22 protein-coding genes and 2 pseudogenes are annotated in these 23,136 nt (G+C 71.0%); 9 read left to right on the forward strand and 15 right to left on the reverse strand.

The features are described from left to right. The first annotated feature begins 66 nt into the window (after positions 1-66). Both STRIP9103_RS31430 and STRIP9103_RS31435 read left to right on the forward strand, forming a co-directional pair. The gene (locus tag STRIP9103_RS31430) at positions 67-1,479 is read left to right on the forward strand and encodes a flotillin family protein (protein WP_009327223.1); all 1,413 of its coding nucleotides are present in this window, start codon (positions 67-69) and stop codon (positions 1,477-1,479) included. A 146-nt stretch (positions 1,480-1,625) separates the two neighbouring features. Further along, positions 1,626-2,072 carry a type II toxin-antitoxin system PemK/MazF family toxin gene (locus STRIP9103_RS31435; RefSeq protein WP_048821332.1) on the forward strand — a complete coding sequence of 149 codons (447 nt, stop codon included), beginning with the start codon at positions 1,626-1,628 and terminating at the stop codon, positions 2,070-2,072. Between the two features lie 3 nt (positions 2,073-2,075). Here the strand turns inward: STRIP9103_RS31435 and STRIP9103_RS31440 are convergent, their stop codons facing one another. Then, the gene (locus STRIP9103_RS31440) at positions 2,076-2,888 is read right to left on the reverse strand and encodes a TIGR02452 family protein (RefSeq protein WP_009327218.1); all 813 of its coding nucleotides are present in this window, start codon (positions 2,886-2,888) and stop codon (positions 2,076-2,078) included. 301 nt (positions 2,889-3,189) lie between these two features. On the opposite strand from STRIP9103_RS31440, the gene egtA reads away from it, so the two are divergent. The 5 genes from egtA (at position 3,190) to STRIP9103_RS31465 (ending at position 8,013) form a co-directional block, all read left to right on the forward strand. Continuing rightward, positions 3,190-4,464, forward strand: coding sequence for an ergothioneine biosynthesis glutamate--cysteine ligase EgtA (egtA, locus tag STRIP9103_RS31445; RefSeq protein ID WP_009327219.1), 1,275 nt, complete (start codon positions 3,190-3,192; stop codon positions 4,462-4,464). Beyond that, positions 4,461-5,813: an ergothioneine biosynthesis protein EgtB gene (gene egtB / locus STRIP9103_RS31450; RefSeq protein WP_009327206.1), complete on the forward strand. Its 1,353-nt coding sequence runs from the start codon at positions 4,461-4,463 to the stop codon at positions 5,811-5,813. Before egtA ends, egtB begins: the two co-directional genes overlap by 4 nt. Continuing rightward, positions 5,813-6,649 carry an ergothioneine biosynthesis protein EgtC gene (gene egtC / locus STRIP9103_RS31455; protein ID WP_009327210.1) on the forward strand — a complete coding sequence of 279 codons (837 nt, stop codon included), beginning with the start codon at positions 5,813-5,815 and terminating at the stop codon, positions 6,647-6,649. Before egtB ends, egtC begins: the two co-directional genes overlap by 1 nt. After that, positions 6,646-7,608 (forward strand): L-histidine N(alpha)-methyltransferase, encoded by a 963-nt coding sequence (egtD, locus tag STRIP9103_RS31460; RefSeq protein ID WP_009327213.1) that lies wholly within the window; start codon positions 6,646-6,648, stop codon positions 7,606-7,608. The genes egtC and egtD overlap by 4 nt, the downstream gene beginning before the upstream one ends. Before the next feature lie 189 nt (positions 7,609-7,797). Next, complete coding sequence (locus tag STRIP9103_RS31465) at positions 7,798-8,013, forward strand: dodecin (RefSeq protein ID WP_009327203.1); 216 nt, start codon at positions 7,798-7,800, stop codon at positions 8,011-8,013. A gap of 43 nt (positions 8,014-8,056) precedes the next feature. Here STRIP9103_RS31465 and STRIP9103_RS31470 read toward each other — a convergent pair whose 3' ends face one another. After that, positions 8,057-8,569, reverse strand: coding sequence for a phosphatase domain-containing protein (locus STRIP9103_RS31470; protein ID WP_009327220.1), 513 nt, complete (start codon positions 8,567-8,569; stop codon positions 8,057-8,059). Between the two features lie 137 nt (positions 8,570-8,706). On the opposite strand from STRIP9103_RS31470, the gene STRIP9103_RS31475 reads away from it, so the two are divergent. Continuing rightward, positions 8,707-9,810: an FAD-dependent oxidoreductase gene (locus STRIP9103_RS31475; RefSeq protein WP_009327215.1), complete on the forward strand. Its 1,104-nt coding sequence runs from the start codon at positions 8,707-8,709 to the stop codon at positions 9,808-9,810. A gap of 100 nt (positions 9,811-9,910) precedes the next feature. Here STRIP9103_RS31475 and STRIP9103_RS45320 read toward each other — a convergent pair. The 10 genes and pseudogenes from STRIP9103_RS45320 to STRIP9103_RS31525 form a co-directional block, all read right to left on the reverse strand. Then, positions 9,911-10,212: pseudogene (locus STRIP9103_RS45320) on the reverse strand (response regulator transcription factor); the annotation flags it as partial. Between the two features lie 271 nt (positions 10,213-10,483). Beyond that, positions 10,484-11,002 (reverse strand): MarR family winged helix-turn-helix transcriptional regulator, encoded by a 519-nt coding sequence (locus STRIP9103_RS31485; protein ID WP_009327212.1) that lies wholly within the window; start codon positions 11,000-11,002, stop codon positions 10,484-10,486. A gap of 77 nt (positions 11,003-11,079) precedes the next feature. Continuing rightward, the gene (locus STRIP9103_RS31490) at positions 11,080-11,421 is read right to left on the reverse strand and encodes a hypothetical protein (protein ID WP_009327207.1); all 342 of its coding nucleotides are present in this window, start codon (positions 11,419-11,421) and stop codon (positions 11,080-11,082) included. 13 nt (positions 11,422-11,434) lie between these two features. Then, positions 11,435-12,757 carry an MFS transporter gene (locus tag STRIP9103_RS31495; RefSeq protein ID WP_009327217.1) on the reverse strand — a complete coding sequence of 441 codons (1,323 nt, stop codon included), beginning with the start codon at positions 12,755-12,757 and terminating at the stop codon, positions 11,435-11,437. Between the two features lie 129 nt (positions 12,758-12,886). Further along, positions 12,887-13,837, reverse strand: coding sequence for a catechol 2,3-dioxygenase (locus STRIP9103_RS31500; RefSeq protein ID WP_009327225.1), 951 nt, complete (start codon positions 13,835-13,837; stop codon positions 12,887-12,889). A 9-nt stretch (positions 13,838-13,846) separates the two neighbouring features. Further along, positions 13,847-14,935 (reverse strand): 4-oxalomesaconate tautomerase, encoded by a 1,089-nt coding sequence (locus tag STRIP9103_RS31505; RefSeq protein ID WP_009327209.1) that lies wholly within the window; start codon positions 14,933-14,935, stop codon positions 13,847-13,849. Between the two features lie 78 nt (positions 14,936-15,013). Continuing rightward, a complete protein-coding gene (locus tag STRIP9103_RS31510; RefSeq protein ID WP_048821329.1) occupies positions 15,014-15,724 on the reverse strand; it encodes a 4-carboxy-4-hydroxy-2-oxoadipate aldolase/oxaloacetate decarboxylase in 711 nt (236 codons plus the stop codon). Next, complete coding sequence (locus tag STRIP9103_RS31515; RefSeq protein ID WP_009327224.1) at positions 15,724-16,482, reverse strand: PIG-L deacetylase family protein; 759 nt, start codon at positions 16,480-16,482, stop codon at positions 15,724-15,726. The genes STRIP9103_RS31510 and STRIP9103_RS31515 overlap by 1 nt, the downstream gene beginning before the upstream one ends. 123 nt (positions 16,483-16,605) lie before the next feature. Next, a complete protein-coding gene (locus tag STRIP9103_RS31520) occupies positions 16,606-17,256 on the reverse strand; it encodes a GntR family transcriptional regulator (RefSeq protein WP_009327201.1) in 651 nt (216 codons plus the stop codon). Positions 17,257-17,385: 129 nt separating this feature from the next. Further along, complete coding sequence (locus STRIP9103_RS31525; protein WP_100244043.1) at positions 17,386-18,291, reverse strand: EamA family transporter; 906 nt, start codon at positions 18,289-18,291, stop codon at positions 17,386-17,388. Between the two features lie 68 nt (positions 18,292-18,359). On the opposite strand from STRIP9103_RS31525, the gene STRIP9103_RS31530 reads away from it, so the two are divergent. Continuing rightward, positions 18,360-19,268 carry a LysR family transcriptional regulator gene (locus tag STRIP9103_RS31530; protein WP_009327211.1) on the forward strand — a complete coding sequence of 303 codons (909 nt, stop codon included), beginning with the start codon at positions 18,360-18,362 and terminating at the stop codon, positions 19,266-19,268. Between the two features lie 42 nt (positions 19,269-19,310). On the opposite strand, the gene STRIP9103_RS31535 is transcribed toward STRIP9103_RS31530, so the two are convergent. From STRIP9103_RS31535 to STRIP9103_RS31545, 3 genes and pseudogenes are all read right to left on the reverse strand, one after another. Continuing rightward, positions 19,311-21,008 carry an SMP-30/gluconolactonase/LRE family protein gene (locus tag STRIP9103_RS31535; protein WP_009327204.1) on the reverse strand — a complete coding sequence of 566 codons (1,698 nt, stop codon included), beginning with the start codon at positions 21,006-21,008 and terminating at the stop codon, positions 19,311-19,313. Between the two features lie 10 nt (positions 21,009-21,018). Then, positions 21,019-22,854, reverse strand: coding sequence for a flavin-containing monooxygenase (locus STRIP9103_RS31540; protein WP_009327202.1), 1,836 nt, complete (start codon positions 22,852-22,854; stop codon positions 21,019-21,021). A gap of 91 nt (positions 22,855-22,945) precedes the next feature. Then, positions 22,946-23,136 (reverse strand): annotated as a pseudogene (locus STRIP9103_RS31545) (NAD(P)/FAD-dependent oxidoreductase); the annotation flags it as partial.

Below are 23,136 nucleotides of genomic sequence, written 5' to 3' on the forward strand. Positions count from 1 at the left end.
GCTGTGCCACGCGGGACACTCCCGACGTTCGGTGCCGAAAGGGCACCTGGCCAAGGGGGTCTGCCGATGTTCGTCGGCATCATCGCGGGGGCGGCCGTCGGTGCCGTCCTGGTACTGATCGGGCTGTTCAAACTGATGTGGCGGGTCGCCGAACCCAACGAAGCGCTGATCATCTCCGGCTCCAAGCACAAGATGGAGGGCCTGGAGGAAGGCATGGGCTTCCGCATCGTCACCGGGCGCGGCACGCTCGTGTTGCCCGGGATGCAGGCGGTGCGCAAGCTCTCGCTCGACCTCAACCAGACCGAGTTGGCCGTGGAGTGCGTGACCCATCAGGGCATTCCGCTGAAGATCCGCGGCGTGGTCATCTTCAAGGTGGGCGACGACTTCGTGTCCATCGCCAACGCGGCCCGCCGCTTCCTCGACCAGCAAAAACGCGTCTCCGAGCGGGTGCACAACGTGTTCGCCGGTCATCTCCGGTCCATCGTGGGCGGTTTGACGGTGGAGGACATGATCCGCGACCGCGAGAAACTCACCGGGCAGACCCGGGCGGCCTGCGGCACCGAGATGGAGAAGCTCGGTCTCATCGTCGACTCGCTGCAGATCCACGAGATCGAGGACCCGACCGGCTACATCAAGAACCTCGCCATGCCGCACGCCGCCGCCGTCCAGCGGGACGCCCGTATCGCCCAGGCCGAGGCCAACCGGCTCGCCACCGAGGCCGAACAGCAGGCCGCCGCGCGGATGGCGGAGGCCACCCGGGACAGCGAGATCCTGCAGGCCGGCTACCAGGCGGAGCGGGACAAGGCCGCCGCGACGGCCAAGCAGGCCGGCCCCCTCGCCGAGGCCGGGGCTCGACAGGAGGTCGTCGTCCAGGAGACCCGCGTCGCCGAGCTCGAGGCCTACCGGCGCGAGCAGCAGCTCCAGGCCGACGTCCGCAAGCCGGCCGACGCCAAGGCCTACGAGAAGCGGACCCTCGCCGAGGCCGAGCGCGACGCCCGTATCTCCGCCGCGCAGGCCCAGGCCAAGGAGACGGAACTCGCGGCCGCCGCCGACGCGAACGCCACCCGCGCCACCGGTGAGGCCGAGGCCGCCGCCCGGCAGGCCAAGGGACTCGCCGAGGCCGAGGCCACCCGTGCGAAGGGGCTCGCCGAGGCCGATGGCATCAAGGCGCGGAGCGCCGCGCTGGCGGAGAACCAGGAAGCCGTGATCGCCCAGCAGTTGGCCGAGAGGTGGCCGGAGATCGTCGAGGCCGGGGCCAGTGCGTTCGGGAACGTCGACAACATGGTGCTGCTCAACGGGGCCGACGGGATGGCCGACATGTTCGCCAAGGCGCTCACCATGGGGGGAACCGGGTTGGGGTTGGCTCGGCAGTTGTTGGCGTCGATGAACAGCTCGGCCGCGGGTGGCTCCGCCGGGGTCAACGGGGTGCCGGTGGAGAAGGCCGTCGTGGAGAAGGTGGCTGTGGATCGGGAGTCATAGCGCGGGAGGTGGGTCGTACGTTGTCGCCGTGGCTCCGACTGCCGGTGGCCGGCTGCGGGTTGTTCGTGGCTCGTCGCGCCCACGTGGCGGAGCTGCACCTTGATATCGTCCCGCGCCCCTTTCGGGGCGCGGGTTACCGTTTGCGCGTGACTTCCTTCGCTGAGCAAGATGTGCCCGGTCGCTACGGGTCCTCCGCCACCACCGAAGCCGATCCCCGTGACGTGGGGCGGGTACGTACCGAGTACTCGCCCGCCCATGACGGGGATCCCGATCCCGGGGAGATCGTGTGGACCTGGGTGCCGTTCGAGGAGAACGACGGGCGGGGGAAGGATCGGCCCGTGCTCGTCGTGGCTCGGGAGGCCGGCGGGACCCTGCTCGCCGTGCAGTTGTCCAGTAAGCGGCACGACGGGGATCGGGAGTGGGTGCCGATCGGGAGTGGGCCGTGGGACCGGTCCGGGCGGGATTCATGGGTGGATGTGGACCGAGTGCTGCGGCTGCATGAGGCGGGGATGCGCCGGGAGGCCTGCGCGCTCGACCGGATGCGGTTCAACTCCGTGGTGCATCGGTTGAGGGAGCGGTACGGCTGGCGTTGAGCGTCAGGCGCTGAACTCGCGTTCGAAGACACCCCGGACCACCGCGTCCCTCGTACGGTCCAGTACTCCGAACACCACGTGCTCGAAGTGGCCCTCGAAGCGGCCCCCCACCAACAACCCGCGGAACGCTCCCGCCACGTGCGTCGGATCGTTGCCGAACACCCCGCAGCCCCAGGCACCCAGCACGAGCCGCCGGTAGCCATGGGCCGCCGCCACCTCCAGTACCCGTTCCGCCCGCGTGGCAAGGGCTCCGGGGAGCTGCGGTGCGCGCTCCGGTGTCGTGCGCAGGACCACCGACGCGTTCGGGGCGGGTGATGTCAGAAAGCCCACGGTGTAGGGCTCGGTGAGGAGGTCGCCCCTGTCGTCCCGGAAGACGGGTACGCCAGGTGAGTGGATGACGCGGTCCGTGTAGAACGGGTCCCGGTGGGTGCGGTGGTGGTCGTAGAAGCCGCGGGCTTCGCGGATGCACGCGTACAGGGCGGAGGCTCGGCAGAGGGCCTCCTCCTGGGCCTGGGCGCCGTTCAGGAAGCCGCCGCCCGGGTTTCTGGCCGAGGCGAAGTTGAGGACGGCCACGGGGGTGTCGCCGTACAGGCGGTGGGCGGCCTGGAGGCTGCTCTCGCCGGTTACCTCGATCAGCGTCTTGACAGGACTGAGCTGGGGGATTTCCAGCGGTTGCGGGCCGTACAGGCGAGTGCCGGCCCTTGCGGCCGACACCGCCTTCGCCAGGGACACCTCGCGGCCGTCGGGGGCGCGATAGCGGCCCGCCGCGACGATTTGTTCGGTTTCTCGTGCGATTCCGCGCAGGCGGGCGCTCATGACGCCACCACCCCTGTGTGTGCCACGCGCGCGGTCGGCGCGTGCTCCCCCGTCGTGCTCATGGACGCATCGTGGGTGATGCTGGTGAGTGACCGCAACGGAGTTTTCCGGTGTGAACGGGCCTGTACGGGCCCGGGAAGAGGTGCCTGAAGAGCCGGGGAACAGAGATCGATGATCCGTGTTGTGGTGATCCGTACCCTTGTGCGGAGCCGGGTGAGGGTCTTGGGTGGGACGAGCACTGTCGATCCGGCCCGACCGGCATCGGATCGGCGGCACGTTGGCATCTCAGGAGGATCCCGATATGTCAGATTCGTTGAGTGGCTGTACGGAGCAGCGCTCCGCGGTCACCGAGGCCGAGGCGGAGGCCCTGGTGCGGGGCATCTGCTTCAAGACCGGTCCACCCCGCACCCTCGGTGTCGAAGTGGAATGGCACGTCCACGAGCTGCGCGACCCGCGGCTCCCGGCACCACCCGCACGACTCGCGGCGGCCTACGCCGCACTGCGGACCCTGCCCCTGACCTCGGCACTGACCGTCGAGCCGGGTGGCCAGCTGGAGATCAGCTCGGCGCCGGCCGCCTCCCTGACGGAGTGCGTGAGGTCCGTCTCGGCCGACCTGGACGCCGTACGCGCCACGTTGCGCGAGGTGGATCTCGGCATCAGCGGCTTCGGCCACGACCCGTGGAACCCCCCGACCCGGTATCTGCGTGAGCCCCGGTACGACGCGATGGAGGTGTACCTCGACCGCTTCGGGCCCGAGGGGCGGTCCATGATGTGCTCGTCGGCCTCCGTGCAGGTGTGTCTGGACGCCGGGTACGAGGAGCCCGGGCCGCTGGGCCATGAGCGGCGCTGGTGGCTGGCGCATCAGCTCGGCGCGGTGCTGATGGCCGCGTTCGCGCACTCCCCGCTGGCGCGCGGCCGGGTCACCGGCTGGCGTTCGACGCGGCAGGCGCTGTGGGCGGCGATGGACCCCGGCCGTACGACCGCGCCGCCGCTGGACGGCGATCCGCGCGGGGCCTGGGCGCGGCTGGTGCTGGACGCGCCGGTGATGTGCGTCCGGTCCGACGACGGGCCCTGGGGTGTGCCGGGCGGGATGACGTTCCGGGAGTGGACCCGGACCGATGTGCCGCCGAGCCGCGCCGATCTGGACTATCACCTGACGACCCTGTTCCCGCCCGTACGGCCGCGTGGTCATATCGAGTTGCGGATGATCGACGCCCAGCCGGGTGAGGACGGGTGGATCGTGCCGCTCGCGGTGACGGCGGCGCTGTTCGACGACGCGGAGGCCGCCGAGATCGCCTATCGGACCGTGAAACCCCTCGCCGAGCGGTCCGGTTCGCTGTTGCCGCCGCGTGATCCACTGTGGATCACGGCCGCCCGTTCGGGCCTGGCCGATCCCGAGCTGCGGGAGGCGGCGGCCGTGTGCTTCGCCGCGGCGGCCGAGGCGCTGCCCAGACTCGGCGCGAGCGCCGAAGTGCGGAAAGCGGTCGTGGAGTTCACCGACCGTTATGTGACCCGGGGCCGCTGCCCCGCCGACGATCTGCTCGATCTGTTCCACGGGAAGGACATCCCGGCATGACCGCGCCCGAGACCCCCGTGTCGACCCACGACGCCGACCCCGACCCCGACATACTCCGGGAGCGTGCGCTTCAGGCGCTGACCACCGCCCGCGCCCGCACCGCGCTCCTCACCACCGCCGTCGACGACCCGGACCTCACCGCGCAGCACTCCCCGCTGATGTCCCCGCTGGTGTGGGACCTCGCCCACATCGGCAACCAGGAGGAGCTGTGGCTGCTGCGGAACGTCGCGGGCCGGGAGGCGATGCGGCCCGAGATCGACGGACTGTACGACGCTTTCGAACATCCGCGCGCCGAGCGGCCCTCGCTGCCGCTGCTGCCGCCCGCGGAGGCCCGGCAGTACCTCACCGAGGTGCGCGGCCGGGCCCTGGACGTGCTGGAGAGCACCGACTTCCACGGCACCCGGCTCACCGAGGCGGGCTTCGCCTTCGGCATGATCGCCCAGCACGAACAGCAGCACGACGAGACGATGCTGATCACCCATCAGCTGCGCAAGGGACCCGCCGTGCTGACGGCGCCGGATCCGGAGCCCGCGCCGCTGTTCACCGGGCCCGCCGAAGTCCTCGTACCCGGCGGGGAGTTCATGATGGGCACCTCCGTCGAGCCATGGGCGCTGGACAACGAGCGGCCCGTGCACCGGCGGGTCGTCCCGCCCTTCCACATCGACACCACGCCGGTGACGAACGCCGCGTACCAGGCGTTCATCGAGGACGGCGGCTACGACGACCAGCGCTGGTGGACCGCCGAGGGGTGGGACCACATCCGCGCGCACGACATTCGGGCGCCCCTGTTCTGGCGGCGCGACGGCCGGCAGTGGCTGCGGCGGCGTTTCGGTGCCACCGAGGTCGTACCGGGCGACGAGCCGGTGCTGCACGTGTGCTGGTACGAGGCCGACGCGTACGCCCGCTGGGCGGGGCGGCGGCTGCCCACGGAGGCCGAGTGGGAGAAGGCCGCCCGGCACGACCCGGTCACCGGCCGCTCGACACGCTATCCGTGGGGCGACGCCGACCCCACGCCCGAGCACGCGAACCTCGGGCAGCGCCATCTGCGTCCGGCGCCCGTCGGCAGCTACCCGGCGGGGGAATCACCGCTGGGCGTACGGCAGTTGATCGGCGATGTGTGGGAGTGGACGGCGAGCGACTTCCTGCCGTATCCGGGGTTCACGGCGTTCCCGTACAAGGAGTACTCGGAGGTGTTCTTCGGCCCCGAGTACAAGGTGCTGCGCGGTGGTTCGTTCGCCGTGGACCCGGTGGCCTGCCGGGGGACGTTCCGCAACTGGGACTATCCGATCCGACGGCAGATCTTCTGCGGATTCCGCACCGCGCGGGACGCCTCCCCGGAGGCCGTCTGATGTGCCGCCATCTCGCTTTCCTCGGACCCTCGCTGCCGCTGGGCAGGGTGCTCGTGGATCCGCCGCACAGTCTGTTCCGGCAGTCGTGGGCACCCCGGCGCCAGCGGTACGGGACCGTCAACGCCGATGGTTTCGGGGTCGGTTGGTACGCCGAGGGCGACCCGGTGCCGGCGCGGTACCGGCGGGCCGGGCCCATCTGGGGCGACCTGTCCTTCACCGACCTCGCCCGGGTCGTCCGTACGGGGGCGCTCCTCGCCGCCGTACGGGACGCCACCGTGCCGGGCGCGGACAACGAGGCCGCGGCGGCTCCGTACGCCGCCGGGCCATGGCTGTTCAGCCACAACGGGGCCGTCGTCGGATGGCCCGCGTCCCTGGCGCCGCTCGTCGCCCGGTTGCCCGCCGTCGAGGTGCTGTCGATGGAGGCCCGCAACGACTCGGCGCTCGTCTGGGCCCTGGTGGTGAACCGGCTGCGGGGTGGCGACGAGGAGGGTCAGGCCCTCGCCGACACGGTTCCGGAGGTCGCCCGGGCGGCCCCCGGCTCCCGGCTCAATCTGCTGCTCACCAACGGCGACACCATCGCCGCGACGGCCTGGGGCGACACGCTCTGGTATCTCACCGAGCCCGGCGGCGGCACGGTCGTGGCCTCCGAGCCGTACGACGACGACCCGCGCTGGGTGGAGGTGCCGGACCGGACGCTGCTGGTGGCCGATCGTACGGACGTACTCCTCACGCCGCTCAAGGAGTTGGAAGAAGCCGACCGTCCGGCTCCCTCGAATCGCTCGAATCCCTCACACCACGACTCGGTATCCGCACCACCGAAGGAGCCCCCTGCGTGAGCCCGTTCCTTCTCACCCGCACCCTGCCCGAGGACGCCACGGACGCGGCCCTGCGCGCCGATGTCCTCGCAGGCCTCACCCGTACGCCCAAGACATTGCCGCCCAAGTGGTTCTACGACGCCCACGGCAGCGAGTTGTTCGAGCGGATCACCGAACTGCCCGAGTACTACCCGACCCGTGCGGAGCGCGAGATCCTGCTCGACCGGGCGGGGGAGATCGCCGCGGCCAGCGGTGCGCGCACGCTGGTCGAGCTGGGATCCGGGTCCTCCGACAAGACCCGGCATCTGCTGGACGCGATGCCCGGGCTGCACACGTATGTGCCCGTCGATGTGAGTGAGAGCGCGCTGCGGCAGGCCGGTGCGGCGCTGATCGCCGAGCGGCCGGGGTTGAACGTGCATGCGCTCATCGCCGACTTCACCGGCGCGATACGGCTGCCAAAGACTCCGGGACCGCGGCTTGTGGCGTTTCTGGGGGGCACCATCGGCAATCTGGTGCCCGCGGAGCGCGCCGTGTTCCTCGCCTCCGTACGTGGGCTGCTGGCGCCGGGGGACGCGTTGTTGCTCGGTACGGATCTGGTCAAGGACGCGGATGTGCTGGTTGCCGCGTACGACGACGCGGCGGGTGTCACGGCCGCGTTCAACAAGAACGTGCTGAACGTCGTCAACCGTGAGCTGGGCGCCGATTTCGACCTCGGGGCGTTCGAGCATGTCGCGCTGTGGGATGCCGAGCGGGAGTGGATCGAGATGCGGTTGCGGGCGCGGGCGGATCAGAGCGTGAAGATTCCGGCGCTGGATCTCGCGGTTGATTTCGTGGCGGGTGAGGAGATGCGGACCGAGGTTTCGGCGAAGTTCCGGAAGGACGGTGTGCGGAGTGAGCTGGCTGCCGTCGGGTTGGAGTTGGGGCACTGGTGGACCGATCGGGAAGGGAGGTTCGCGTTGTCGTTGAGTGTGGTGCGGTGAGTGGTCCCTCGGGTTTGTTGGCGGGTGCTGGTTCGTCGCGGCTTGTCGCGCCCACGCGGCGGAGCCGCAAATCGGCACAGCCCCACGCCCCTTATGGGGCGCGGCTCGCGGAGTTCTGTGGTCTGGGGCACCGTGGAGTGATGTGTGGCATATCGGCCGCAGTGGAGGACTTGAACAAGGAGGAAGCGTATGTCCGATCATGTTTACCGGGTCACGGAGATTGTCGGGAGTTCGGGGGAGAGCGTTGATCAGGCCATTCGGAATGGGGTGGCCCGGGCCGCGCAGACGTTGCGGAATCTCGACTGGTTCGAGGTGACTCAGGTTCGGGGGCACATCGAGAGCGGGGAGATCGCGCACTATCAGGTCGGGCTGAAGGTGGGGTTCCGGCTGGAGGACACCGACTGATCGCCGGAGGACGCCGATTGGCCTGCCGACCACGACCTTGCGCTCAGGTGCGCCCCTCCCGCTCCTGTGCCTCCTTGAGCGCCGCGGAGGTGGCGGCCCAGCGGGCTCGTACGACGGGGAAGCCCGCCTGTTCCGCGTCCTCGCACACGAGTTCGTCGTCGTCCACGAGGACGCGGATCTCGCGGGTTCTGGCGAGTCGGCGGAGGATTTCGAGCTTGGTGCGGCGGGCGGGTCTGCGGTCGCCGTCGCGGCGCATCCAGACGCGGCCCTCGGGGAGGCCGTGGGCGGCGAGCCAGTCGACGGTGTCGCGGCGGCAGCGTTCGGGGCGCCCGGTGAGGTAGACGACCTCGCACTCCTCGGCGCTCGCCACCGCCAGCGCGATGCCCTCGGCGAGCGGCGGGTCCTGTGGGGCGGCGGCGAAGAAGGCGTCCCAGTCGCGTGGCTTGCGCTCCAGGAACCGCTGCCGGTGCGCGGTGTCGGCGAGGGTGTTGTCCAGGTCGAACACGGCGAGGGGGCGGTCGTTGTCAGCGGCGGTGTCGATGTCGGTTTCGGTCACGGGGGCAGCCTAGGCAGGCCGAGTCCCGCCGCCATATGTGTCGTCACTTCACACGAGAAACACAAACCCCTCGCGCAGCTTTAAGTTTCAAGCGTTAGGCTCGTCATCTCTCCCCCCACCAGCACAGGAGAATTGATGTGCTTGACGGCGAAGTAATCGTGATCGGCGGCGGATACGGGGGCATCCGCCTGGCCAGGCGATTGGACGAATTCGCACGGGTCACTCTCGTGGACCGCAAGGAGGTCTTCTTCCATCGCGTCGCGTCGCTGCGCGCCGGCGTGCGCGAGGACTGGACGACGGCGCCCTTCATCCCCTACGACCGTCTGCTGCGCAACGGCCGGGTGGTCGTGGACAAGGTGGTCGGCATCGACACAAGTGAGCGGCAGGTGCGGCTGGCCACCGGTGAGCGGCTGCCGTACGACGTGGTGGTGATCGCCACCGGCGCCGACTATCCCGAGCCCGCGCGGTTCCTCGGCACGACCATCGACGAGGCGGCCAAGACGTTCACCGCGCACCAGGAGAACATCGCCGCCGCCGAGCATGTGCTGGTCGTCGGCGGTGGACCCGGCGGAGTGGAGCTGGCCGCCGAGATCCGGCTGGCCCGGCCAAAAGCGCGGGTGACGCTCGCGCACGCCGGGTCGGTGCTGCTGAACTCCACGGGCAGCAGGCGGGCCGGGCGGCGGGCGCTGGAGTGGCTGGAGGCCCATGACGTGGAGGTGCGGCTGGACTCGTTCATCTCCCCCGGGCCGGACTTCGACACCTACCGGGACGGCCGCGGCAACCTCATCGAGGCCGATCTGTCCTTCTGGGCCACCGGCACCACCCCGAACACGCTCTGGCTGCGGCTGGGCGGGCACGGCGACTGGCTGAACGCGTCCGGGCACATCAAGGTCGACCGGATGCTGCGGGTCGACGGACGGCTCGACGTGTTCGCGATCGGTGACGTGAACGACGCCACCGAGCTGAAGATCTCCCCGGCCGCTCTCGCCCAGGCGGACATCGCCGCCCACAACATCCGTACGTATCTGGGGAGTTCGGGCAGGCACCGCAAGGAGCCGCGCCTGTACCGGCCGATCCAGCGCACCCCGCTGATCGTGCCGTTCGGCTCGGCCGACGGGGTCGCCCTGGTCCCGGTGCCGGGCGGCGAGACGGCCGTACTCGGTGGCCGCACCGCCACCCTCGCCAAGGCCAGGACACTGATGACGCCGTTCATACGGAAGCAACTGGGTTACTCCGCCTGAGGATCGGGCCTCGCTCGGGGCTTCGGGGCGCGATCAGCTCCGGGAGCGGGGGCCTCGGCGCGTGCTCAGCTCCGGACCGGGGGGCCTCGGCTCGTGCTCGGCTCTGCGGGCGGACCAGGCCGGCGTCGTACGCCGCGATGACGGCCTGGATCCGGTCGCGGGCGCCGATCTCGGCGAGGACGCGGCCCACGTGCTTCTTCACGGTGGACTCCGTCAGCACCAGCCGCTCGGCTGTCTCCGTGTTCGTCCAGCCCTGGCCGATGGCGACCAGCATCTCGTGCTCGCGCTCGCCGAGCGACGCCGGCCGGGGGTCGGGGCGGCCACCGCCCGGATGCCCGCGACGAGTTCCTCGGGGCGCGCGTCCTTGAGCAGGAAGCCGCCGGCGCCGGGTCGCCTCGATGCCGTCCATTACTTCGATCATGGGAACGCCTGTCCTGTCGCCTCGCACTCGGCCCCGGTCGGTCCGTGGCCCGTGCCTGAAAATCCAGGGACGCGAGCGATCGCGCCCCCGGTACCGAGGGAGACACTTCGGGGCGCCGGTGGTACCCAGGTACCAGTGGCCGGTGGACGACGGGCCCGGGCGGGCCCCATGACGAACGCAACCCTGACGAACACGCAGCCCCGGCTCGCGCTGGTGCGGGCCGGGGCTGCCGGTGCGGGCCGTCCTACGTCGTCAGGCGCTGGGCGCCGGCTGCGCGGTCTCCGGTTCCACGTTGTCGTTGGCGTGGGCGAGGAAGTCGTCGACCATCCGGTGGAAGAGTCCGGCGAGCTGCTGGAGCTCCTCGGGCGACCAGTCGGCCAGGGCCATCTGCATCCCTCTGACACCGGCCTCACGGATACGGCCTATGGCCTCCTGGCCGAGGGCGGTCAGCTCGATGCGCTGGGCGCGGCGGTCGTCCGGGTCGGGTACGCGGGTGACGTAGCCGGACTTCTGCAGCTGCTGGACCTGGCGGGTGACATGGGAGGCCTCGACGCCCAGACGGTTGGCCAGCTCCCCGGGGCGCAGCGGCTCGGTGTCGGCGATCTGCCGCAGCAGTGCCACGGCGGCGCGGTCCAGCGGCACACCGGCCAGCGCCATCAGGCGCTCATGGGCCCGGGCACGGGTGCTGAGGTAGGTGATGCGAGTGAGGGCTCGCTCGATCTCGATCACTTCCGGGGAGGCGGGGTCGGACGGTGGCGGTGATGGGGACATGGGACCCAGTTTACCATCTTATTGCCTAACTCAAGTAAATTCATCTGCTCGTTGACGAGTACGTCCCGCACCCCCCTTCAGGGCGTGACGGTGACCCCCAGGCCCTTGGCTCGCTCCGTCAAATCGCGCCATGGCTTCGACGCCACCGGAATGCCCTTGGCACCCCTTTCCGCTGCCACCGCCGCGCTGCGTTCGCCCGAGTAGGACGGTCCCTCGGTGTCGTCCGCGGCCGGTGGGCCCTTCAGGGTGCTCAGGGTGGTGGCGACGGCCTCGGCGAAGGTGGTCGTGTCGCCGCCGAAGGCTGCCGGTCCGTCGTGCGGGATCCGCAGCAGGGCCCGGGGCACGAGACGGGCCGCGGGGTGCCCGGACGAGGTCTCGGCTGTGACGTCCGGGGCGGCGGAGGGGGTCTTGAGGCTCACTTCGCCGTGCCGCTCAGCCGGCCGGTGACAGCGACTTCTCGGGGTCGCTCGGCTGCGTCTGCCGGGGTCCGCGCAGGGAGGCGATGCCGATGAAGACCATGGACGAGACGCCGGCCAGGGCGAAGGCGGTGAAGCCCCAGTCGCCGTTGCCCGCCGCGAGGAGCTGACCGCCGAGCCAGGGGCCGAAGACGGCACCGAAGCGGCCCATGCCGGAGGTCCAGCCGACGGCGGTGGCCCGGTTCTCCGGGTCGGAGCGGATGGAGACCGTCGCGTAGATCATGGTCTGGGCGCTGTTGAGGAAGACACCGGTGAGGAAGACGACCAGGAAGGTCACGCCGAGCGGCATCCGCACACTGAGCAGGAAGACTCCGGCGGCGGTCAGCGCGAACCAGATCGCCGAGATGCGCGGGGCACCGAAGCGGTCGGCGGCGCGGCCCGCGACCAGCATGCCCACGATGCCGCCGAGGTTGAACAGCACCACGAAGGTCAGCGCGGAGCCCAGTTCGTAGCCCTCGCTGCGCATCAGGGTGGGCAGCCAGGTGGCGACGCCGTAGACGAGCAGCAGTCCGCCGAAGGAGGCCACCCAGTAGAGCAGGGTCTGGGTCCACTCACCGCCGCGGAAGAGGTTGGCGAGGGAGTTCCAGCGGTCGGCGGGGTCCTTCTTCTCGGCGGCGGGCAGTTCGACGTCGAAGCGGCGGGCGAGCTGTCCCGCCTCGTCGAGGCGGCCCTTGGCGACGAGGAAGCTCAGCGACTCGGGCATGAACGTGACGAGCACCGGCACGAACAGCAGCGGGGCCACGCAGACCCAGAAGGCGGCACGCCAGCCGAGGGGTTCCACGACCCACAGGGCGACGTACGCGGAGAGGATGCCGCCCGCGTGGTGGGCGGTCATCAGCATCCCGATGGTGAGGGCGGCGCGACCGCGCGGGGCGTAGTCGGAGACCATGCTGATCGCGGTCGGCAGCAGCCCGCCGAGGCCGATGCCGGCGAGGGTGCGGCCGAGGCCGAACACGCCGACGCTGTTGGCCATCGCGCAGAGCCCGGAGGCCAGCGAGAACAGCGTGACGCAGGCGACCATCAGCTTCTGGCGGCCGATCCGGTCGGCGACCGTCCCGGCGGTCAGAGCGCCGACGAGCATGCCGAAGGTGGCGTAGCTGCCGAGGTCACCGGCCTGGTCCGGGGTGAGGCCGAGGGCCTTCTCGGCCAGCATGTGCGGCAGCACCGAGCCGTAGATGAACATGTCGAGGCCGTCGAAGAGGACGGCCAGCCAGCACAGGCCGATGACCAGTACGGCCAGCTTGCCTGTGCGAGCGGTTGGGGACGGGGAGGACGTCATTGTTTCCCTCTCGAACCAGTCGAACTAGGGGGGTGAGCCAGACGCTAAGCAGCCGCATCGAATACGTCAACGTTTTTGTCAACAATCTCGGCGACAAATGAGGCACGTCTGGCTTCGGAACGGAACCCGTCAGTCGACCGGTGGTGTGCCGTGCGTGTGGAACGACTCGATGGTCTTCAGGCCCCAGGCCTGGCCCTTGGCGCGCTCGGCCTGGGTCCAGGTGATCAGCGGCCAGTCGGGCGCGAGGACGAGCCGGGTGAGCGGGTTGCACAGCTCGATCCGGTTGCCGCCCGGCTCGTAGACGTAGAGGAAGAACGTCTGCTGGATGGCGTGCTTGTGCGGCCCGGTCTCGATGAACACGCCCTGGTCGAGGCAGAGGTCGGCGGCCCGCAGGATGTCCTCGCGGGTGTCGGTGGCGAACGCGATGTGGTGCAGCCGCCCCCGTGAGCCGGTCCAGTCCTCGGTGTAGACGACGTCGTACGACTTGTTGGTGAAGGTCAGCCACTGGGCGGCCACCTTCCCGGTGTCGAGGACGATCTGCTCGGTGGGGCGGGCGCCGAGGACCTCGCGGGTGAAGGCGGCGTTGGCCGCGACATCGGAGGCGAGGAAGTTGACGTGGTCGAGGCGGCGTACGCCGACGCCGTGGCCGGGTTTGGCCTGGTGCTGGTTCTTCAGCCCGGGCCTGAGGTCGGCCGATGCCTCGTACCACTCGCTCTCCCAGTACAGGGCCACCTCGTGGCCGTCGGGATCGGTGGTGACGTAGAGCGGGCCGATGCCCGGCTCGTCCTCGACCCAGCGGCCCGGGCGGCCGGTGCGCTCCAGTTCCTCGACCCGACGCCGCAGTGCCTCCTCGCTGGAGGTGCGCAGAGCGGTGCGGCGGATGCCGGAGGTGGTGTGGGCGGTGAGGGTGAGGCTGTGGTGCTCGTAGTCGTCCCAGGTCCGCAGATGGACCGAGTCGCCGGAGCGGCCGTTCTCGGTGAGGCCGAGGATCTCGGTGAAGAACCACAGGCTGTGGTCGAGGTCGGGGGTGAGCAGTTCGACATGCCCGAGGTGGGCGATGTCGCCGAGTGGCGGGGTCATCAGCGACTCCTAGGAAGGGGAAGCGGGTTCGGCGGGCCGGGGGAAGACCGTGCCGTCGAAGATCTTGCGGGCGGTACGGACGACGGCGGTGCGGCTCGCCGAGGGGCTGCCGTCGGCGCCGTACGTCACCCGGGTCTCGATGTCGAGAAAGCCGGTGGGGTGTTCGACGCGCACCCGGTCGCCGGTGGGCGGGAGGTGGGCGATGCCGTCGCCGACACCGCCCTCGACGCGCAGCCCGGCGGCCACGCTCGCGGCGCCGAGTACGCCGATGGAGGTGTGACAGCGGACGGGGATGAAGGTGCGGGTGGTGACCGCGCCGCCGTCCCGGGGCGGGGCGAGCAGGCTGAGCTTGGGCACGGTGGTGTGTGTGACGTCGCCGAGCCCCATCAGTTCGCCCGCCGCCAGCCTGATGTCGTGCAGCCGGTCGGCGAGGGCGGGATCCTCCTCCAGGTCCTCGGGCGTCTCGTAGCCGGTGACGTCCAGGGCGGTGGCGGGGATCAGCACGGTCGGCATGCCGTTGTCGACGCAGGTGACCTCCGTGCCGACGACGACGTCACGGGCGTTCCCGGTGGGCAGCAGCGGACTGCCGCTCCAGGGGAACTCGATCACCACCGGCGCGGCCGTCCCCGGCACCCCGGAGATCGCGGCGTCGCCTGTGACCGCGATCCGGCCGCCGGGGGTGGGGAAGGTGGCCACGGCGAGGTCACCGGTGTTGAGCATGCGGATGCGTACGGACGTCTCCGGCTCCCCCACTCCGACCAGACCTCGGTCGACGGCGAACGGGCCGACTCCGGCGAGGATGTTGCCGCAGTTCTGACGGTCGTTCACCTCGGGCTTGTCGACGCCGACTTGGAGGAACAGGTAGTCCACATCCGCGTCGGGGTCGGTCGAGGCGGACACCACGGCGACCTTGCTGGTCAGGGGATGAGCGCCGCCCAGGCCGTCGATCTGGCGCGGGTCGGGGCTGCCCATGACGCGCAGCAGCAGCTCGTCACGGGCGGCGGGGTCGGCGGGCAGATCCCCGGCGAGGAAGTAGGCGCCCTTGGAGGTGCCGCCCCGCATCAGAGTGCAGCGGACCCCCTCGGCCCACCCGGTCACGACCCGGCCCCCTGGACCACGTACGCCTCGTACGGCCTCACGACCTGGCCCCCTCGACGACGTACACCTCGTACGGCCTCACGACTCCGCCTCCTCGCGGACGTACTCCTCGTAGGGCTGGTAAGTGACGCCGAGGCGTACGAGGGTCTCGCGCAACCCGTAGCGGTCCAGGCCGAGTCGGCCGTCGAGGAAGGCGGCGCGGGAGGCGGCCTCCTTCCGCTCGCGGGCCTCGGCGGCGTCGGCCACCTGTCGGGCCCGTTCGCGGGGTACGACCACCACGCCGTCGTCGTCGGCGAGGATCACGTCACCGGGGCGGACGATCTGGCCGCCGATCGCCACCGGGACGTTGACGGAGCCGCCGGTGGCCTTGACGGTGCCCTGGGCGCTGACGGCGGCGGCCCAGGCCGGGAAGTCCATCGCGCGCAGTTCGGCGGTGTCGCGGATGCCGGCGTTGATGACGAGGCCGCGTACACCGCGCCGCTGGAGGGCGGTGGCGAAGAGTTCGCCGAACATGCCGTCGGTGGAGGGCGAGGTGGTGGTGACGACCAGGATGTCGCCCTCGCCGCACTGCTCGACGGCAGCGTGGATCATGAGGTTGTCGCCGGGCCAGGAGAGCACGGTGACGGCGGTGCCCGCGATCCGGGTGTCCTGCTGGATCGGGCGGAGACGGGTGCCGAGGAGTCCGGTGCGGCCCATCGCCTCGTGGACGGTGGCGACCCCGTACCGGCCGATCGCGTCGACGTCCTCGGCGTCCGCCTTCGGCGGGTTGGTGACGATCACGCCGCCCATCAGTCCAGCACCCCCGTGACCTGCGGGTAGGGCCGCATGTACGCCTCGGCCATGGTCTTGTGGGCGAGGCCCAGATTGGGTCCGGCGTTGCGCTTGAGCTGGACGCCGCGACGGACGGCGAGGTCGGTGTAGTAGTCCCACAGGTGCTGCTGGGCGCCGAGGCACTCCATGGCCTTGCGCTTGGTCTCCCAGACCTCGGTGATGTCGAGCAGGACCTCGGGCCTGAAGCCGCACATCTCGGGCTGGTGGGGTTCGAAGAAGAAGACCGGCGGGGCGCCGATGATCTCGCCCTCGGACGGGTAGCCGATGGCCTGGGCGAGCACGCGCGCGTCCAGGGCCATACGGGCGGCGGCCGGGTGGTCGCCGTTGTAGGGGTCCTCCAGCGGGTGGGTGAGGACGACGTCGGGCTGGGCCGCGCGGTAGACGGCGACCAGCCGGTCGGTGAGCTCGGGGGTGCCGATCAGCGGGTAGTCGCCGGCGTCGAAGAAGACGATCTCGGCGCCGAGGGTGCCGGCCGCCTTCTCGGCCTCCTCCCTGCGGATCGCCTTGATCTCGTCCAGCTTCCTGCCCTCGCGCCAGGCCTTCGCGGACTCGCCGCGCTCGCCGAAGGTCAGGCAGGCGATGGTGACCTTCTCCCCGCGGGAGGCCGCCAGGGCTATGGCGCCGCCGGCCCTCCACACGAAGTCTCCCGCGTGCGCGGTGATGACAAGGGTCGAGCGTGGTGGGGTGGTGGTGGCGGACGCCGTGCCGTCGGTCATCGACTGAATCTCCTTGGTGTACGGACCTGTTGGCCCACCTCGGAGCGTGCCGCGTGCGGCGCGTCGGACACACGGGCCGGGCCCGTGCTTGCAGGACGCGGGTCCGGATCGCCGGTCGCCTCGCTACTCGCGCAGCGCCGCGATCACGCTCATGAGGTGGGCGCGGACGGCCGCTTCGGCCGCCTGCGGGTCCCTGGCCCGGATCGTGTCGATCATGGCCAGGTGTTCACTCAGGGAGTGCTGGGGCCGTCCCGGCCGCAGCGCGAGCTGGAACCGGTGGCGGACCAGCTGGGCGTTGAGCCGCTCCAGCAGCTCCACCGCCACCTGCTGACCGGAGATCTCCCGGATCCGGGCGTGCAGTCGCTGGTTGAGCTCGGAGTACGTCACCGGCTCGCCGTCGGCCACGGCCTTGGTCATCGCCGTACCGATGTCGGCCAGCTCGGCCAGCTGGTCGTCGGTGGCCTCTACCGCCGCCTTCGCCGCGCACAACCCTTCCAGAGCCATGCGGCACTCGCTGATGGCGACCGCTTCCTCCACGCTCACCACCCGCACCCGCGAGCCCCGGTTACGGATCCGCTCGACCAGTCCCTCGGCCTCCAGATCGATCAGTGCCGCGCGGATACTGGCCCGTGTCACACCGAACTGCTCGGCGAGTTCGTTCTCCACCAGCCGCTGCGCCGGTGCCATCTCGCCGTGCAGGATCGCCTGCCGCAGCTTCGCCAGCGCGAGCTGTTTGGCCTGCTCTCCGGTGCCCGGACGGGCTTCCTCCTGCATGTGCCCTCCCTGAGTGAGTGCCTGTCGAACGTAAATCTAGGCCAACATGATTGTCAACAATTTTGTTCCCACAGGATGCGCACTGGTTCGGAGGGAAGTGAGGGTGGTCCGGTCGGCGGCGACGCCTCCTCAGCGGCGGGGTACGCCGAGGCTCAGCGCGTTCGCCGCGACCACCGCGCCGATGGCCGCCCACTCGACCCACCCCAGCTCCTGGTCGAGCACGATCCGTCCGACGAGGGCGGCCAGGACGGGGTTGACGCTCATGAACAGCCCGAACGCCTGGGCCGGCACCCGGCGCAGGGTGAACACGTCCCCGAGGTACGGCACGGCCGAGGCGAGCACTCCGGCGGCGATCGCGTAGCCGACGGCCCCGGCGGTCGGCGGCTGTCGGACGACCAGGACGATGCCGACCGGCAGGAAGACCAGGGCGGAGAGCGCGGCGGCGGCAGCGGAACCCTGGGCACCGGGTACGCGGCGGCCGACGGTGCGGTTGAGCAGGATGTACGACGCCCAGCAGACCGCGGCGAGAAGGCCCAGCCCCATGCCGAGACAGTCGGCGGAGGCCTGAGGACGCATCAGGGTCACCACCCCCGCGGCGGCGACCGCCGCGCAGCACGCGTCCACCCGGCGGCGCGAGGCGGCGAGGGCGATGGAGAGCGGCCCGAGGAACTCCAGCGTCACCGCGAGCCCCAGGCCGATGCGGTCGATGGCCGTGTACAGCGACAGGTTCATCGTCCCGAAAACCAGCGCGAGCAGCACCACCGGCCACCACTGGCGCGCGGTGAAGGACCGCGGCCGGGGTCGGCCGACGGCCACCAGGACGATCGCGGCGACGTACTGCCGTATCGCGACGACGCCGACGGGCCCCAGCACCGGGAAGGCCAGCGCCCCCATCGCGGCGCCGACCTGGTTGGACACTCCGCAGCCGACCATCGTGGCGACACCGGCAAGCCGCGCCGCAGTCGGTTCGGGGGCGGGAACGGGGGCGGGTAGCGGGGCCGTCTGTGCCGCGGTCGCGGCGGAAGCGGTATCCATGACGTGAGCGTGGGCCCGGACATCTCTTGCGCAAAATGCATCCGCCGCTCCATCCATACGCTGGAGTCATGGACGCGAAGGACGAAGCCGTCGGTGACGGCACCGCCGGAGGCAGAACCACCGGCGAGGTGGAGCTGCGCCAGTTGCGCTGCCTCCTCGCGATCGTCGAGGAGGGCACGTTCACCGATGCCGCGATCGCCCTGGGGGTCTCCCAGGCGGCCGTGTCCCGCACCCTGGCCTCACTGGAACGGACCCTGGGGGTACGGCTGTTGCGGCGGACCTCGCGCGAGGTGACCCCGACGCCGACCGGATCACGTGTGGTGTCGCACGCCCGGCGGGTGCTCGGCGAGGTGGACGACCTCGTCCGGGAGGCCACGTCGGGCCATGTCCGGCTGCGGATGGGGTACGCCTGGTCGGCGCTGGGCCGGCACACACTGGACTTCCAGCGCCGCTGGGCCGCCGCGCACCCGGAGACGGATCTGCAGCTCGTACGGGTCAACTCCGCGACGGCCGGTCTCGCGGAGGGCGCCTGCGATCTCTCCGTGGTGCGCAGGCCGATGGACGACCGCCGGTTCGACTCGGCGATCGTGGGCCTGGAGCGGCGGCTGTGCGCGATGGCCGCCGACGATCCGCTGGCCCGGCGCCGCTCGGTCCGGCTGGCCGATCTGAGCGGGCGCACCCTGCTGGTCGACCGCAGGACAGGTACGACCACGGCCGAGCTGTGGCCGCCCGACTCCCGTCCGGCGACCGAGGAGACGCACGACGTCGACGACTGGCTGACGTCGATCGCCACGGGCCGCTTCATCGGGATGACCGCGGAGTCCACCGCCCACCAGTACCGGCGGCCCGGTGTCGTCTACCGGCCGGTGCGCGACGCCGGACCGATCGCCGTACGGCTCGCCTGGTGGCGGGACGACCCGCACCCCGCCACCCGGACCGCCATCGAACTCCTCACGACGCTCTACCGTTCCGGCTGAGGCCCACACTCGCGGCTCCGGCACCGGCACCGGCACCCCGGCTCACCGCTCCGGCCGTTCCCCCTTCCTCGGCGTCAGCCGCAGCACGGTGCCCTCGCCGTTGGCCGACAGCAGCAGGATCCCGTCCGGGGCGGCGGCCAGGCCCGCGAAGCGGCGGGCCATGCCGGGCATGCCGCTCGCCAGCAACGCCGGCTCGGTGCGCGGGACGACACCCGGGGGCGGTCCGACCGGCAGCTCCTCGGCGTCGATCCGCTGCTCCCCCGTGGCGAGGGAGATCGCCCGCAGTCTGCGGGGCCCGGTCTCCACGATGAACAGCTCCCCGTCCAGGACCGCCAGGCCCTGCGGGGCACCCAGCCCGTCCGCCACCACGGCCGTCTTGCCGCCCTCGTCGATCCGGAGCACCGATCCCAGCCGTTCCTCGCTCACATGGACGCGGCCCTCCGCGTCGAAGGCCACGTCGGTCGGCTGGTCGAGCCCTTCGGCGAGCACGGTCACCGAGCCACCGCTGTCGCCGTCCTCGATGATCACAACGCGGCCGGCGCCCGTTTCGGCGACGACGAGTGCGCCGTCCGGTCCGACGGCGATACCGATGGGCCGGTCGAGCCCCCTCGCCCGCTCCCGGGTCGTCCCGGTCTCCGTGTCGTACGTCTGTACGTTCCCGAACTGCGAGGTGTAGTGCAGCAAGCCTCCGTCGGCGGTGACGCCGTGGGCGAACGGCAGCAGGAGGTGCGTGGTCACCCCGCCCGGCCCGGACTCCACGAGACCGGCGGTGACCGGCTCGCCCTCGTCCGTCACGGCCGGGCTCGCCAGCCGGTAGTGGTCCGCCGCGTACACCGTGCCCCCGAGGTCGACCGTCACCCCGTAGGGGCCGTCGAAGCCGCGGGGGACGATCTCGCGGGTGCGGCCGTCGGGGTGGATCTCGGTGATGCCGCCGCTGGAGTAGCTGGAGACGAACATGCGGTTCTCCGCGTCGAACGCCCCGTTGTCCAGGCCCTTCAGGCCGCTGGTGATCAGCGTCCGGGAGCCGCTGCCGTGCAGGTCGATCCGGGTGACGATGCCCTCGACGCCCCGGGACAGCATATGCAGGACACCGCCCTGGTCGAACCGTACGGCCACCGGCTGATGGACGTCGTCCGCGACCATTTCGGGGGCGCCCCCGTCCGGCGGTATCCGCCAGACCTGGCCGGTCTCCAGCGGGTTCCGGCCACCCATCATGTGCGGGTAGTACAGGTGTCCGTCCGGGCCGAGCTGCATGGCGTTGCCCATCGCGAGGCCCTCGGTGAGCACCACCGGGTCGCCGCCGTCCGGGAAGAGCTCCATCAGCCGGCCGTTGGGCTTCATCTCGTTGACGAAGAGCCGGTCACCGACGCAGGTGATGCCGTTGGGGTTCCGCACGTCGTCCGACACGAGGCTGTACTCGCCCGTCGGGTCGCGCCGCCACACCCGTCCCGGCACCAGGTCGGCGATGTACATCGAGCCGTCCGCGCCGAAGGCCAGGTCGTCCGGCGACTGCACCGGGCCGTCCATCGGTACGACGATCTCGACGTCCCCGGTGGCCGGGTCGACGGCGCTGATCTGCCCGGCGAGGAACTGGGCGACGTAGAGCCGCCCGTCCGGGCCGAAGGCGACGCCGTTGGAACCCCACAGCGGGTTCGGTGGGTTGAGCCGCCGGGCCTCCCAGCGGGAGCCGGTGGTGCGCAGGTCACCGGTCCCGTCGAACCGGCTGGATCGCGTGCTCACCTTCTCCCTCTCACTCGGTTCCGACGAGGACGTCGTCCATGCCGCCGCTCTCGCGCCAGCGCCGGAGCAGTTCGTGGAAGGCGACCGGCCCGTCGCCGTACGACTCGCTGCGCTCCCGGGGCCGGCCCTCGTTGTTGTAGTAGCCGGGGGTGCACTCGGCGTGGAACGCGTACAGGTCGGCGGCCTTCTCCCGGATGGTGGTCACCCAGGCGTCGACGGACTCGGCGGTCGGCTCGACGTACCGGGCCCCGCGCCTGCGGGCCTCGGCGACGACCTCGCCGACGTGGATCGCCTGCTGGTCGAGGATGTGGACGTAGTTCACGGCGCTGGCGTTCTGCATCGGGCCGAGCTGGAACAGGTTGGGGAACCCGTGGCTGTAGAAGCCATGGAGGGTCCGGGGGCCGCCGGAGGTCATCCAGGCCTTCAGCAGTTCGACGCCGTCGCGGCCGTAGGCGGGCAGCCGCCCGGACAGGAGCCCCGAGACACCGACCTCGAAACCGGTGGCGAAGATGACGCAGTCGACCTCGTACTCGACGCCGCCGACCACGACGGCGTTCTCGGTGATCCGCTCCACGCCGTGGGTGTCGGCGGTGTCCACCAGGGTGACGTTGGGGCGGTTGAAGGTCTGGAGATAGGCGTCGCTGAAGGTGGGCCGCTTGCACATGTAGCGGTACCAGGGCTTGAGCTTCTCGGCGGTCTCCGGGTCCTCGACGATGGCGTCGACGCGGGCCCGCAGCTCGTTCATCTTCTGGAAGTCGGCGATCTCGTAGGCCCGTTCGCGTTCCTCCTCCGGGGTGTCCGCGTAGGCCTCGCTCGGGATGAGTTTCTCCTGGAGGCGGGCGCTGCTGGTCCAGGCGTCCCGCACGAGGTCCTCCTCGACACGGATGCCGGTCACCGTCTTGAGGAAGTTGTCCATGCGCCGCTGCTGCCAGCCGGGGGTCAGCGTGCTCGCCCACTCCTGGTCGGTGGGCGCGTTGTCGCGTACGTCGACCGTGGAGGGGGTGCGCTGGAAGACGTACACGTGTCCGGCGTCGGCCCCGAGGTGCGGGACGACCTGGATGGCGGTCGCGCCGGTGCCGATGACGGCCACCCGTTTGTCGGCGAGCTTGTGCAGATTCCCGTTCGCGTCGCCGCCGGTGTAGTCGTAGTCCCAGCGGCTGGTGTGGAAGGTGGGGCCCCGGAAGGTCTCGATACCGGGGATGCCGGGGAGTTTCGGCTGGCTGAGCGTGCCGCTGGAGACGACCACGTAGCGGGCGCGCATCCGGTCGCCGCGGTCGGTGGAGACGATCCACTCCGACTCGGCCCCGTCCCAGCGCAGTTCGGTGGCGACGGTCTGGAAGCAGGCGTCGCGGTAGAGGTCGAAGTGCCGTCCGATCGCCCGGGTGTGCTGCCGGATCTCCTCGCCCGGCGCGTACTTCCACTTCGGGATGTAGTCCAGCTCTTCGAGCAGCGGGAGGTAGATGTACGACTCGATGTCGCAGTGGATGCCGGGGTAGCGGTTCCAGTACCAGGTGCCGCCGAAGTCCCCGCCCTTCTCGATGATCCGGATCGACTCCAGGCCGGCCTGCCGCAGCCGCGCCCCGGCGAGCAGTCCGCCGAAGCCGCCGCCGACGACCACCGCCTCGACCCGGTCGTGCAGGGGTTCGCGGGTGAACTCGGAATCGGCGTACGGGTCGTCGTCGTAGTGGCCGAACCCGTCGGCGAGCCGCTGGTACTGCCGGTTGCCGTCGGGCCGGACACGGCGGTCGCGTTCGGCGCGGTACCGGGCGCGCAGGGCCTCCGGGTCGAAGCCCAGCTCCTCGGGGTCGAGAGCCGTGGTGGTTGACGGGGTGTGGGGGGTGGACATCGAGGTCCTCTCTGCAGTCCCTGAACGTCGATGGTGTCGCGGTGTGCCCCCGCGGGACGAGAGCCCCGCAGGACAACAACCGTGGGTGTCTCTAGCCGAGTACCGTCTCGCGCCAGTCGGCGCACGTGGCGATGGCCTGCCGCCACTGCCGGATCGCCTTGGGCGGCATGCCGACCGCGAGGGCGCCGGTGACCCGGTCGCCGGTGCGGTAGACGGCCGCGAAACGGCGTTCGGCGAGATCGCCGTCGACGACGGCGACTTCCTCGTGGCCCCGCAGATGGC

This window comes from Streptomyces ipomoeae 91-03 (assembly GCF_000317595.1).
GTDB classification, from domain to species: domain Bacteria; phylum Actinomycetota; class Actinomycetes; order Streptomycetales; family Streptomycetaceae; genus Streptomyces; species Streptomyces ipomoeae.